We start from the raw sequence: 12,391 nt of genomic DNA, 5'->3' as shown, positions 1-12,391 counted from the left end.
TGCCGATTAAATGGCGCAAGCCGCCGAAAACTCCCGGAAATGAGGAGTTTTCGACGGCTTGAACACCGGCACGGAAGGCTATTTCTGCTTGAAGGCGGCGGCCAGCTTGCCTGAAAGAAGTTCGCGCTGCCATGGGCGGGCGCCAAGGCCTTCCAGCACCCGGTCCACCGATCCTTCGCTGAGCGCTGCCGGCGGATTCCAGCACAGCTCGCGCAGGTACTTAGGGGTCAGCAGGTTCTCTGTGGGGATGTTCCATTCCTCGCTGACCGCGGTGAGTACATCCTTGGCCAGCGCTAGGCGGGCGGCCGCCGCAGGGTTCTTCTCCACCCACGAGCGGTGGTGCGGCAGGCCGGAGCTCTCCGGGCGAAGCACGGGCAGGTCGCGGGTGCTTCGCCCGCGCTGCACGGCATCCAGCCAGCGCGGGGCATCGCGTTTGGCGCTGCGTCCGTGGAATCCGGGGATTTGGAGCAGGGCAGGCACGGAGCTGACCTTGAAGTCGATGGCGGCCATGATCGCCTTGTCCGGCAGCAGCCGCCCCGGGGCGACATCCCGGCTCTGGGCTAGGGACTCGCGCGATGTCCACAGCTCGCGGGCCACCGCGAGGTTGCGCCGGGACTTGATCTTGTTGATGCCCGAAAGCCGGCGCCACGGCTCGGCCGCCGATACGGGGTCGGGAAGGTGCAGCTCGTGCTCGAATTCCTGCCGCGCGAACTCAAGCTTTCCCTGCTCTTCAAGAACTTCCGTGATTTTGGTGCGCAGGTCTTCAAGCACCTCGACATCCAGTGCAGCATAGTTCAGCCATGATTCGGGCAGCGGGCGAGTGGACCAGTCGACCGCCGAATGCTCCTTGGCCAGCTTCAGGCCCAGCAGCTCGCCGACCATGGTGCCCAGGGAAACGCGCGGGAAGCCTGCCAGCCGCCCGGCCAGCTCGGTGTCGAACAGGGAGCGCGGGCTCATGCCCAGCTCATGCAGGCAGGGCAGGTCCTGGGTGGCGGCGTGGAGGATCCACGACTGCTCATTGGCGAACTCGACCAGCGGGGCCAGGTCCTCCAGTGTTTCCGGGTCGATGAGCCAGGTGCCTGCGCCTTCGCGGCGGATCTGAACGAGGAAGGCGCGCTGTCCATAGCGGAATCCGCTGGCGCGTTCGGTGTCTACCGCCAGGTCTCCGCTGCCCTGGGCCAGGGTGCGGACCGCGCGCATCAGGGCCGGGGGAGTGCTGATGACTTCCGGGGTGCCCTCGCGGGGCGCATTGAGCGGAATGAGTTCGCTGGCCTGGGCAGGAACATCTGCGGACGCGGTGGGTGACGTGAGTTCAGAATTGCTCATGGTGCTTCTATTCTATGTCCGGTGTTCCCGGCGCCGCGCAGGCCCTACTCAGCTCAGCCGGCGAAAGGGCAGCTGCTGCACGCCGTCGGGCAGCGGGGGCAGGCCGGCGAAGGTGCAGACCATGTCCGCCCAGGCGCTCAGGTGCACGCCGAGGTTGTCGGAATCGGGGGACCACGAGGCGCGCAGCTCGATGTCGATGTGGTCCTGTTCGCCGGCAAGGTTGCCGAAGGATTCGGAAATGACGCGGGTGGCGGTGCCCCCGGCCGAATGGTAGCCGGCGCCTCGTTCGCTCAGCGCGTCCTCAAGCCAGCTCCAGGCGACGGAGGCCAGCATGCTGTCCTGGCCCATTTCGCTTTCAAGCCGGGCGCGGATGTAGGTGACGATGCGGAACTGCCCGCCCCACAGCTCTTGGCCCGCCGGATCGTACAGCAGGATGAAGCGGCCAGTGGCAAGCTGCTCGGCTGGCTTCAGGAACGGGGTGCGTCCCAGCTCCTTGCCCGACCGCCCGTGGTCGGGTGTTGCCTCTTCCAACACGTCCCCGCTCAGGGCCAGCGCAAAAGGAGCGAGCCTGCCGGGGGCGGGGATTTCGGTGAAGTGAAGCTCTTTGCGGACCCTGGCATGGGACAGCTCCTCCAGGGCCAGGGCGAAGGCCGGCGGTATGGCGGCGGCAGGGCGTTCATTGGTCACACAGCGAGTCTAAGACGCGCCGCACCGCTGCTGCGGTACGGCGCGCCGGGTTTGGCCCTGCCTGCTAGGCTGCGACGTGCTGGCCCAACAGCTCGCGCAGCTTGGCGATGAATGCGTCGACGTCGGCCTCGGTGGTGTCGAAGGAGCACATCCAGCGCACCTGGCCGGCGGCGCGGTCCCAGTCGTAGAAGCGGAAGGACTCGCGCAGCTTGTCGCTGACCTCATTGGACAGCTGGGCGAAGACGCCGTTGGCCTGGGTCGGGTAGACCAGCTCGACCCCGTCGATCTGCTGCACGGCGGCCGAAAGCTTGGCGGCCATGGCGTTGGAGTGCCCGGCCAGCTCGCGCCACAGCCCGGTGCCGTAGAGCTCGATCAGCTGGGCGGAGATGAAGCGCATCTTGGAGCCCAGCTGCATGTTCATCTTGCGCAGGTACTTCATGTCTGCGGCCAGCTCGCTGCGCAGGGTCAGGATGCCTTCGCCGGCCAGCATGCCATTCTTGGTGCCCCCCAGGGAGACGATGTCCACTCCCGCGTCGGTGGTCAGCTCGCGCAGCTCGACGCCCAGGGAGGCGGCGGCGTTGGCCAGCCGGGAGCCGTCGAGGTGGACCATCATGCCCAGCTTGTGGGCGTGCTCGGTGATCGCCTTGATTTCCTCAGCGGTGTACACGGTGCCCAGCTCGGTGGCCTGGGTGATGGAAACTGCCAGCGGCTGGGCGCGGTGCTCGTCGCCCCAGCCCCAGGCCTCCTGGTCGATCAATTCCGGGGTCAGCTTGCCGTCGGGGGTGTCCACCTGCAGCAGCTTGAAGCCGCCGACGCGTTCGGGGGCGCCGTTCTCGTCCACATTGATGTGGGCGCTGGAGGCGCAGATGACTGCTCCCCAGCGCGGCAGCAGCGACATCAGCGCGGTGACGTTGGCTCCGGTGCCGTTGAACACGGGGAAGATTGATGCCTGCTCGCCGAACAGCTCGCGGGCCACCTCGTCGAGGCGTTCGGTGTACTGGTCTTCGCCGTAGGCGATCTGGTGTCCGCCGTTGGCCCGGGAGATGGCATCGAGGATGCGCGGGTGCACGCCCGAGTAGTTGTCCGATGCGAATCCGCGCAGCGAGGTGTCATGGCTCAAGGTCATCGTGGTGTTCCTTCATGTTGTGTGTCCCGGGGTGCGGGACCGAAAATTTGCGGGGTGCGGTGGCTTGCAGACGCCAATCAGCCCGATACCGCATCAAGCGGTAACGGGCTGAGAAGCTTAGGCTTTGGGCAGGGCGACGCGGGTGCCGTTGAGCTTGGCCGCCTCGGGCTTGAGCAGCTGGACTGCCGCTTCACCGAGGTAGCTGACCGGCGTGTAGCCGGCCGGAGCCTCATCGGGGGACTTGTCGCTCAGTGCCTTCACGACCCAACTGAAGGCAGCCGACTGTTCGGCCTGCTTGGTGAACAACCGGGCCACAGCGTTGACCCAGTGTTCCGCGGCGGCCTTGACCGCACCGTAGTTCGCGTTCGACGGGGTGGGGTTCATCACCGATTCGGAGCTGATGATGGCCAGTCTGCCGGCAGGCGAGGCAACAAGGTCGTCGACGAACAGCCGGGTGGTGTTGCGCAGGGTAGTCAGCACGCTGTCGTGCAGGAAGTACCAGTCCTCATCACTCTGGCCGGCGATCGACTTGCCGCCGCGCCAACCGCCGACCAGGTGCAGCAGGACGTCGATCTTGCCGTGCTGGTCGTGGATGGTGTCGCGCAGGTGCTCGACGGCCGCATGATCAGTCAGGTCGCACTGGTAGCGCATGGCTGCCCTGGGCATCCGCTCCACCAGTCGATCTGCGTTGCTGCCCACTGCGAGGACCTTGGCTCCGGCGTCGATCAGCGCTTTTGCGCAGGCGACGCCGGATGCTGAGGTTGCCCCGGCAATCAGCACTACTGGCGCCCGGTCTTCGGGCTGCTTCTGGGACTTAGTTTGTTCGCTCACATTCCTAGCCTAGATCAAGTTTGCCGTAGGGCGGACGGCTAGATTTCGGTGGCGCCGGTCATGCCGCGGGTGGACTCGATGGTGGCGGTCATCTTCTTGGACAGCGCCTCGTAGAACATCGACAGCGGGAACTCGTCGTCCATGACCTGATCGGTGATTTCGCGCAGCGGCGCGGTCAGCGGCAGGGCATCCGGTCCCTTGGCCCACACGGAAGCCGGGTGCGGGGTGACGGTGGCGGAGACCAGCTCGTAGGCAGCCAGCCAGTGGGCCAGCTTCGGGCGGTCGATCGACTTCCAGTACAGCTCGTCGATGGCGTCGCCCAGAGCGGAGACTACTGCAGGCACTTCGGCCCAGTCGATGGCCAGCTTGGTGTCGGTCCAGTGCAGGACGTGGTGCTGGTGCATCCAAGCGAAGAGCAGCTGTCCGCCCAGGCCGTCGTAGTTGCGCACGCGGGAGCCGGTGATGGCAAAGCGGAAGATGCGGTCGAAGATCACGGCGTACTGGACCAGCTTGGCGGTCTTTGCGGTGCGCTCGTCGGACTTTGGATCGTTCTCGATCTTGACGCATTCACGGAATGCGGTCAGGTCGCAGCGCAGCTCCTCCAGCGAGTACAGGAAGAACGGCATGCGCTGCTTGATCATGAATGGATCGAATGGCAGGTCGCCGCGCATGTGGGTGCGGTCGTGGATCAGGTCCCACATGATGAAGGTTTCTTCGGTCAGCTTCTGGTCTTCGAGCAGCTGTGCGGCGTCGGCAGGCAGTTCAAGGTTGGTGATGGCGCTGGCGTCCTTGAGGACCTTGCGGAAGCGCACTGCTTCGCGGTCCTGGAAGATTGCGCCCCAGGTGAAGGACGGGGTCTCGCGGATTGCGACGGACTCAGGGAAAAGCACTGCCGAGTTGGTGTCGTAGCCAGCGGTGAAGTCGATGAAGCGCAGCGGCACGAACAGCTTGTTGGAGTATTCGCCGTCTTCCAGGTTGGCGATGAACTCTGGCCAGATCACCTGCACCAGCACGGCTTCCAGCAGGCGGTTGGTGGAACCGTTCTGGGTGTACATAGGGAAGACGACCAGGTGCATCAGGCCGTCGAGGCGCTGGGTCTGCGGCTGGAATTCCATCAGGGAGTCTAGGAAGTCAGGCACGCCGAAGCCTGCATCGGACCAGTTCTGCAGGTCGATGACCAGCTTGTCCAGGTAGGCCGCGTCGTGCTCGAAGAAGCCGCGCAGGGTCTTGATGGACTCGATAACGGTAGCTACCAGTTCGGTGGCGCGAGGTGCGGTGGCGACGTCGGCGAGCGAGCCGTCCTTGACCTGCAGACCCTGGAACTCGCTGGCGGCGGCCTTGAGGCTCAACCATGCCTCGGAATTGGCGATGCGCTGTGCGTCTTCTGGACTGGTGGCCACTGGCTTGGTGGAAATCTGGGTCATCTCGGTACACCTTCTTCTTCGGTAGGGCAGCGTTCAGTTGCTTGATTAGAACGCTACGCCTATCGAAAGAAAAAGTAACTCTGAGTGAGCAGTGAATAAGAAACTCTTATTCATCGGGTGATGTAGATCGCTTCACCTCCAGCGCTGTTTAGCCCTGGGTGCTGCGCAGCTTCAGGCTCAGAGAGTTCATGCAATAGCGAAGGTCGGTTGGGGTGCCGAAGCCTTCGCCCTCGAAAACATGTCCCATGTGCGAATCGCAGTTCGCGCAGCGCACCTCCACGCGCTTCATTCCCATCGATTCGTCGGTGATGTAGCGGACGCGGTCTTCGGCCAGCGGCGCGAAGAACGACGGCCAGCCGCACCCGGCATCGAATTTCGTGGAGCTTGCAAAGAGCTCGGCCCCGCAGGCCCGGCAGGAATAGACGCCCTCGGTGGTCGTATCCCAATATTCGCCGGTGAAGGGGCGCTCGGTGCCTGCCTGACGCAGTACATGGAACTCTTCAGGCGAAAGCACGGTGCGCCAATCGATCTGCTCGGCGCCGGTTGATTCAGAATTTGGATTTTCGCTCATACTAAGGAAACTACAACTAGGGCAGGATGATTCCCAACCATAGATCTGGAAAGATAAAAATATGCCTCGGAAAATCGTTGACAAGCTTGAACCGCGCAAAACAGTCCCAGCAACTATTGTCGGGGCCGGCCTTGGCGTTGCCGCTGGTTCCCTTGTCGCGGCCAGCGTGTCCGCATTGGCCGGGTACTTCGCCCGCCGGGTCGTCACACCCGAAGAGCGCAGGGCCGAGAACGCAGTGGTCAAGCAGATCCTCACCGACGATGAAGGCCAACTGTGGATGCACCTAGTCCGGGACGCGGACACGATTGAGCCCGGAGGCTGCACTTTTCTGGCCGAATTCGACGCCTGCGCCGTCAGGCTGTCGGCCCCGGAGGACGTTCCCGGCAAACCGAAGCTGGTGGCCCGGCGCATCGAGCAGGTCTACCGCGGCTCCTTAGAAGGCGTGAAGCGCGGATATCTCTCCGGGGCAATGTACGAGCACCCCTCCGATCTTGGATTCGACGCCGAAGACGTGGTGATCGACCTTGAAGTGGGGGAGGGGCCGGCGTGGCTGGTCCGGGGAACACTGCATCCAGATGTCTGGGTCATCGGCGTGCACGGTCGAGGAGCCCGGCGCACCGAATCCATCAGGGCCCTGCCGGCACTGGCCCAGGCCGGGGTGACGACGCTGCTGATGAGCTACCGCAATGACGGCACCGCCCCCACCGGACCGGACGGACGCTACGGGCTGGGCGACACCGAATGGCTGGACGTGCAGTCGGCAGTGCGCTTTGCGCAGCATCACGGGGCCAGGCAGATCATCCTCCTCGGCTGGTCCATGGGTGGAGCCATCAGCCTGCAGATGGCAGACCGTTCCGAGCTGGGCGGCGCCATCGACGCTTTGATGCTGGTGGGGCCGGTGATCAACTGGGTCGATGTGCTCTCCCATCAGGCAAGGGCCAACAAGATTCCGCAGTCGGTGGGCCGCTTCGGACAATGGCTGCTCTCCAACAAGGCAGGGCGCTGGATTACCGGGCAGGCGGCCCCGGTCAACCTCAAGCGGCTCAACTGGGTCGACCGCGCCAGCGAATTGACCCATCCAATACTTTTGATGCATAGCCGTGACGACCAGTTCGTGCCCAACGGCCCCAGCCTGAAACTGGCGGCGCTGCGTCCAGATCTCGTCAGCCTGAAAACCTTCACCAAAGCAGGACATACCCGCGAGCCGAATGTGCACCCGCAGCTCTTTGCGCAAACCATCGTCGACTTCCTCGCCGACCGCATTGCCCGCGGCTCCGCGTCCTAGCCCGGCGCCACAAAAGCACCAACAAAAAATCGGGTGGGAAAAATCTTCCCACCCGATTTTTGGGTTAATGCGTCGCGATCTTCGCTAATATGGCGCCGGTCGCCTTGACCGCATCCTGCCAAGACAGCTCCAAGCTGAAGCCGCGCCGGCCGCCTGAAATGAAAATCGTTTCAAACTGTTCGGCGCTGGAATCGATCACCGTCGCCGAGTGCTGCCGCTGGCCGAAAGGCGAAATGCCTCCCAGCACATAGCCGCTGCGCCGCTGGGCCGCATCTTTGTCAGCCATCTGGGCTTTCTTCTTGCCCAGGGCAAGGCCCGCAGCCTTCAGGTCAAGCATGGAATCCACCGGAACCACGGCAATAGCCAGATCCTGTGCCGGCGAGGCGCCGGTGGAAACCATCAAGGTCTTGAAGACGCGCGCACCGTCCACGCCCAGCTGCTGCGCGGCCTCGCCGCCGTAGCTTTCGGCCGAGTCGCTGTGCACATAGTGATGGGCGGTGTAGGAAATACCGGCCGCATCAAGTGCGGCGGTGGCAGGCGTCGACGCAGCGTGCTTCTTCTTTCCCATGAATCAACGGCTTCCTTCAGCAATAGGTTCTGACTGCAACTGGCAGGCTAGTTCTGTTCCAGCTGTTCGTTGATTTGTCGCTTGATCCGTCCAAGCATGGCAGTCATGCCGCGCATGCGCAGCGGCGACAGCGCGCGGGTCAGTCCCAGCTGCTGAGGCATATCATCAGGCACCGCCAGGATCGTGGCGGCATCTTCGCCATCCAACCCGGCGGCCAGCACCGAAGCGAAGCCGCGGGTTGTCGGAGCCTCGGGAGGCGAGGAGAAGAACAGCGCCACCGGGTTGCCTGCCTGAGTGGAGACCTCGACCAGCAGGAACAGCGGCGACTGGCACTCGACGACCTGCTCTAAGAGCTCGGGATGATCGGCCAAGCGTTCGGGCAGCTCGGGCAGTTCCCGGGAGAACTCCAGCAGCAGCTCCAAACGCTCCGCTTCGGGAACCTCGATGAACTCCTCGACGATCTCATTCAGCTTGGAAGGGACGGTGCTCATGCGCGCACACCCTTCTTTGCAGGAACTTCGCCCTTCTCGGCGCCGCGGACAATAGGCACGCCGACAGCGTTGCCCCACTCGGTCCACGAACCGTCGTAGTTGCGCACGGTCTCGAAGCCCAGCAGGTGCTTGAGCACGAACCAGGTGTGGCTTGAACGCTCGCCAATGCGGCAGTAGGCAACAACGTCATCGCCAGGCTTCAATCCGGCCTCGCCCAGGTAGATGGCTTCCAGCTCGGAGCGGGACTTGAACGTTCCATCCTCGGCCGCAGCCTTGCCCCATGGCACCGAAGCGGCGCTGGGGATGTGGCCTCCGCGCAGGGCGCCCTCTTCAGGGTAGGCAGGCATGTGGGTGCGCTCGCCGGAGTATTCCTCGGGGGAGCGCACGTCGATCAGCGGGTTGCCCAGGTGTGCGAGCACCTCTGGCAGGAATGCGCGGATCGCTTCGTCCTGGCGTTCGACCACTGGATAGTCGCTCGGGGTGACGACAGGCTTGTCGGTAGTCAATTCGCGGCCTTCGGCAATCCACTTGTCGCGGCCGCCGTCCATCAGGCGTACATCTTCGTGGCCGAACAGGGTGAAGACCCACAGGGCGTAGGCGGCCCACCAGTTGGACTTGTCGCCGTAGATCACCACGGTGGTGTCGCGGGAGATGCCCTTGGAAGACAGCAGCTTGGCAAAGCCTTCGCCGTCCACATAGTCGCGGGTGACTTCGTCGTTCAGTTCGGTGTGCCAGTCAATTTTCTGCGCTCCGGGGATGTGCCCGGTGGAGTACAGCAAAATGTCCTCATCAGATTCCAGGACGACCAAGTTTTCGGCAGCCAGGTTCTCGGCCACCCATGAGGTGGAAACCAGACGCTCAGGATGGGCGTAGGCTGCATACTTCTCGTTGGACTCGACGGGCAATGGCATTTTCAATCACGTTCCTTGCATGTGTCGGTGTGACGGGTGCATCCCGTCCAATGCTTGCTCACCTTCTAGACTAGTGCTCTTGGCACATAGTCATGGTGTGAGCTATGACATTTCGCGGTGATTGTGCGTCATCCAAGGTAAACTGACCGATGGGCCTGCCAGCGGCGACCCTCGATCATCTGAGCATTCTAACGAAGGATCCCCCAAGCCAATGGCGACGATCACACACCTGAGCGAGACCACACCGCAGCTGTCAATCGAAGAACTGCTGGCCGGGTTCCATCCGTCCTACCGCTTTGGTGAAGTGTCCTTCAATACCTACCACCCGGACCCCAACCAGCCTTCACAGACCGAAGCGGTGGCCAAGCTCCAGGCCTTTGCCGATTCCGTAGGCAAGAACAACTCTGGTTCCTTCCTCTCCAAGCTGTTCGGCAAGAAGAAGGAAACGAAGAACGGCATCTACCTCGACGGTGGCTTCGGCGTAGGCAAGACCCACCTGCTCGCTTCGCTGTGGCATGCAGCTCCGGGACGCAAGGCGTTCGGCACCTTCGTTGAATACACCAACCTGGTCGGTGCGCTCTCCTTCCGTCAGACTGTCGACGTGCTCAGCCAGTACTCCCTGGTCTGCATCGATGAATTCGAGCTGGACGATCCGGGGGACACCGTGCTGATGTCCCGCCTGATGCGCGAGCTGTCCGACGCCGGGGTGAAGCTTGCGGCGACGTCCAATACGCTGCCCGGCGCCTTGGGCGAGGGCCGCTTTGCGGCCGTCGACTTCCAGCGTGAAATCAAGACTTTGTCCGAGCAGTTCGAAGTGCACCGCGTTGAGGGCGAAGACTTCCGCCACCGTGGCCTGCCGGAAGCGCCAAAGCCGCTGGACGACGAGAAGATCGAGGAATTTGCGCAGCAGCGCTACCCGGACAAGACCTTGGCGGTCGACGATTTTGCGCAGCTGGTTTCCCACCTGTCCAAGGTCCACCCTTCGCGCTACCGCCAGCTCATCTCAGAAGCCGACGTACTGGTCCTGCACAATGTGGACACCATTACCGACCAGGCGATTGCGCTTCGCTTCGTGGTGCTCGCCGACCGGCTGTATGACAAGGACGTGCCGATCGTCGCCTCGGGCAAGCCGTTCAGCGAGCTGTTCACTCCTGAAATGATGGCAGGCGGCTACCAGAAGAAGTACTTCCGCGCTGTCTCGCGCCTCACCGCACTAGCTCGTGAGGGCCAGATTGGGGAAGCTGCGCTCTAGCAGCAGGACATCTTCATTCAGCACATCTCATCGCCGGGCAGCCCGCTCGGCGATGACATGTATTAACAGTCCTACGGCCAGGGCCCAGAACGCGCCGCCGATGCCGAAGATGGTCACATTGCCGGCGGCGACCAGGATTGTGGCTAGGGCGCTGAGCTGCCACCGCGGCTCCTTCATGGCGCCGAGCAGTGCATTGGCCAACGTCGCCAACAAGGCCAGCCCAGCCGCCGCCTCAAACAACCCGGCAGGAGACAGCGAAGCCAAGGAAGCCAGCAGGCTCGATCCCGTGGCAAATATCAGGTAGAAGCCGCCCGAAGAAGCGGCGGCTTTCCAGCGCACCGCCGGGTCTTTCCCGGCGCTCGGCCCGGCAGCCAAGGCGGCCGAGATCGCCGCAAGGTTGATGGCATGCCCGCCGAAGAACGCGCCGGCTATGGAGCCGAACCCTGTCGTCACCATGCTTGAGCGCCACGGGGTTTGGTAGCCGAAGGAGGACATGACTGCCACGCCCGGAATATTCTGGGAGGCCATCGTGACAACAAAAAGGGGCAGGCTGATGCTGGCGACTGCCTGCCACGAAAATTCGGGGGCAACGAACTGAAGGCTCGGCATGGCTTGGACCTGGCCCCACGCGGCCGATCGGTGAATGGAAACCAGCCCGTAGGCGACGGCCGCCGCCATGCTCAGTGCTACGGCGTAGCGGGGGAGCAGTCGCAATCCGATGATGAACACCGCCAAGATCAGCACCGCCGCCAGCGGGATTGTGCCCAGCGCGGTAAATGGCTTCAGGCACAGGGGAATCAGGATTCCCGCGAGCATTCCCTGTGCGATCGGAACGGGAATCGCGCTGAGCAAGCGCTGCAGTGCCGGGACCAAACCGGTCAGAATGATCATTGCACCGCTGACAATGAACGCCCCTACGGATTGGGCAAAAGTGAAGCTTCCCATGCTCAGGCTGGCCAATAGCGCGGCGCCTGGGGTGGACCATGCGATGGTCACAGGTATCCGGTGCCGCAGCGAAAGCACAATGGACGCGACTCCGACTAAAAATGTCAGAGACAACAATCCGGACGATGCCTGGGCAGCGGTGGCCCCCGCATGCATCAGACCGGTCAACACCACCGCAAAAGATGACGTGAATCCCACCATGGTGGTGATGAATCCGGCGAGGACTGCGTCGCGTGGCACCAGCGGAACACCCGAATGTTGTAATGGCATGCTATTTTTCTATCCGGTCCAGCTGTGCGCAGAGAAATTCTTGTCGGTGTATGACTACCAATAATGTCGTGAATTACACGGTTGAGATGAGCTTTAATCTAGAAAAGCGCCACCGGTGAGGGTGGCGCTTTCCTACGCGCTACGGGCAAGGCCGAAGCTCTAACGACTGTCCGCTAGGCCTGATCCTTATTGCCGAGGTTGTTCAGGAGGTTCTGTGCCCCATCCTGAAGCCCGTCGACCTTGTCGGCGTACTTGCCGCCGGTCTTTTCGTCGACGAAGTCCCCGACCTTTTCGATGCCTTCTGAAATCTGATCAGAATTTTGGCTCGCAAAGTCTCCGGCCTGTGCTGCCAGTCCTTCAACCTTGCCCTTGAGCTCGTCGAAACCTGCCAATGGACACCTCCTTTCAACGCGGAGAGCCTTTTGCTCTCTTCCTGCAACCCATCCTAAAACTTCAAAAGCCGTTTGTGTAGGGATCATTAAATCTCGGGCGTGTTGTGACCCTTCTCAACCCTGGAAAAGTCGACTGAATAGTCGCTTTGCCTGTTAGTGAAGATTTGAATTCCGGTGCCGGGTTCTATGGTTGGCAGGGGAGCATAAAAAATTTGGGACCCACATCGAAATGTGGATCCCAAATTATTTGGAGCGGTCAACGAGGTTCGAACTCGCGACCTCAACCTTGGCAAGGTTGCGCTCTACCAGCTG

The 12,391-nt window shown here is 62.6% G+C and carries 13 protein-coding genes; 2 read left to right on the top strand and 11 right to left on the bottom strand.

All coding sequences use genetic code 11. From position 1 onward, the window contains the following. Window positions 1–78: 78 nt before the first annotated feature. The 6 genes from AUR04nite_RS15225 to msrB all read right to left on the bottom strand — a co-directional run bounded on the left by AUR04nite_RS15225 (window position 79) and on the right by msrB (window position 5,965). Window positions 79–1,326 (bottom strand): HRDC domain-containing protein, encoded by a 1,248-nt coding sequence (locus tag AUR04nite_RS15225; RefSeq protein ID WP_141366674.1) that lies wholly within the window; start codon window positions 1,324–1,326, stop codon window positions 79–81. Window positions 1,327–1,374: 48 nt separating this feature from the next. Further along, entirely contained in the window at window positions 1,375–2,013 is a 639-nt protein-coding gene (locus AUR04nite_RS15220) for a DUF3000 domain-containing protein (protein ID WP_141366672.1), read from the bottom strand. Between the two features lie 64 nt (window positions 2,014–2,077). Next, window positions 2,078–3,139 (bottom strand): threonine aldolase family protein, encoded by a 1,062-nt coding sequence (locus tag AUR04nite_RS15215; protein ID WP_141366670.1) that lies wholly within the window; start codon window positions 3,137–3,139, stop codon window positions 2,078–2,080. Window positions 3,140–3,256: 117 nt separating this feature from the next. After that, entirely contained in the window at window positions 3,257–3,970 is a 714-nt protein-coding gene (locus AUR04nite_RS15210) for an SDR family oxidoreductase (protein ID WP_141366668.1), read from the bottom strand. A 38-nt stretch (window positions 3,971–4,008) separates the two neighbouring features. Then, window positions 4,009–5,394 carry a DUF6421 family protein gene (locus AUR04nite_RS15205; protein WP_141366666.1) on the bottom strand — a complete coding sequence of 462 codons (1,386 nt, stop codon included), beginning with the start codon at window positions 5,392–5,394 and terminating at the stop codon, window positions 4,009–4,011. Between the two features lie 148 nt (window positions 5,395–5,542). Continuing rightward, window positions 5,543–5,965 (bottom strand): peptide-methionine (R)-S-oxide reductase MsrB, encoded by a 423-nt coding sequence (msrB, locus tag AUR04nite_RS15200; RefSeq protein ID WP_141366664.1) that lies wholly within the window; start codon window positions 5,963–5,965, stop codon window positions 5,543–5,545. Window positions 5,966–6,026: 61 nt separating this feature from the next. Between msrB and AUR04nite_RS15195 the strand changes: the two genes are divergently transcribed. Further along, window positions 6,027–7,250, top strand: a complete 1,224-nt coding sequence (locus tag AUR04nite_RS15195) for an alpha/beta hydrolase family protein (RefSeq protein ID WP_141366662.1) — start codon at window positions 6,027–6,029, stop codon at window positions 7,248–7,250. Window positions 7,251–7,314: 64 nt separating this feature from the next. Here the strand turns inward: AUR04nite_RS15195 and ybaK are convergent, their stop codons facing one another. Genes ybaK through AUR04nite_RS15180 form a run of 3 tightly spaced genes read right to left on the bottom strand, consistent with a single transcriptional unit; the run spans window position 7,315 to window position 9,220 of the window. After that, the gene (gene ybaK, locus AUR04nite_RS15190) at window positions 7,315–7,818 is read right to left on the bottom strand and encodes a Cys-tRNA(Pro) deacylase (RefSeq protein WP_141366660.1); all 504 of its coding nucleotides are present in this window, start codon (window positions 7,816–7,818) and stop codon (window positions 7,315–7,317) included. Between the two features lie 47 nt (window positions 7,819–7,865). Then, window positions 7,866–8,309 (bottom strand): SufE family protein, encoded by a 444-nt coding sequence (locus AUR04nite_RS15185; protein WP_141366658.1) that lies wholly within the window; start codon window positions 8,307–8,309, stop codon window positions 7,866–7,868. Continuing rightward, on the bottom strand, window positions 8,306–9,220 hold the full coding sequence (locus AUR04nite_RS15180) for a sulfurtransferase (RefSeq protein WP_141366656.1): 915 nt from the start codon (window positions 9,218–9,220) through the stop codon (window positions 8,306–8,308). The genes AUR04nite_RS15185 and AUR04nite_RS15180 overlap by 4 nt, the downstream gene beginning before the upstream one ends. 211 nt (window positions 9,221–9,431) lie before the next feature. On the opposite strand from AUR04nite_RS15180, the gene zapE reads away from it, so the two are divergent. Further along, complete coding sequence (gene zapE, locus AUR04nite_RS15175) at window positions 9,432–10,472, top strand: cell division protein ZapE (RefSeq protein ID WP_141366654.1); 1,041 nt, start codon at window positions 9,432–9,434, stop codon at window positions 10,470–10,472. 27 nt (window positions 10,473–10,499) lie between these two features. Here the strand turns inward: zapE and AUR04nite_RS15170 are convergent, their stop codons facing one another. Then, window positions 10,500–11,687: a benzoate/H(+) symporter BenE family transporter gene (locus AUR04nite_RS15170; RefSeq protein ID WP_141366652.1), complete on the bottom strand. Its 1,188-nt coding sequence runs from the start codon at window positions 11,685–11,687 to the stop codon at window positions 10,500–10,502. Window positions 11,688–11,860: 173 nt separating this feature from the next. Further along, a complete protein-coding gene (locus tag AUR04nite_RS15165; protein WP_246055557.1) occupies window positions 11,861–12,079 on the bottom strand; it encodes an antitoxin in 219 nt (72 codons plus the stop codon). Window positions 12,080–12,391: the final 312 nt, after the last annotated feature.

The organism is Glutamicibacter uratoxydans, assembly GCF_006539925.1.
In the GTDB taxonomy this organism is placed as follows: Bacteria; Actinomycetota; Actinomycetes; order Actinomycetales; family Micrococcaceae; genus Glutamicibacter; species Glutamicibacter uratoxydans.
The sequence above is the reverse complement of the archived record's forward strand: the minus strand, read 5'-3'. Positions and strand labels throughout refer to the sequence as shown.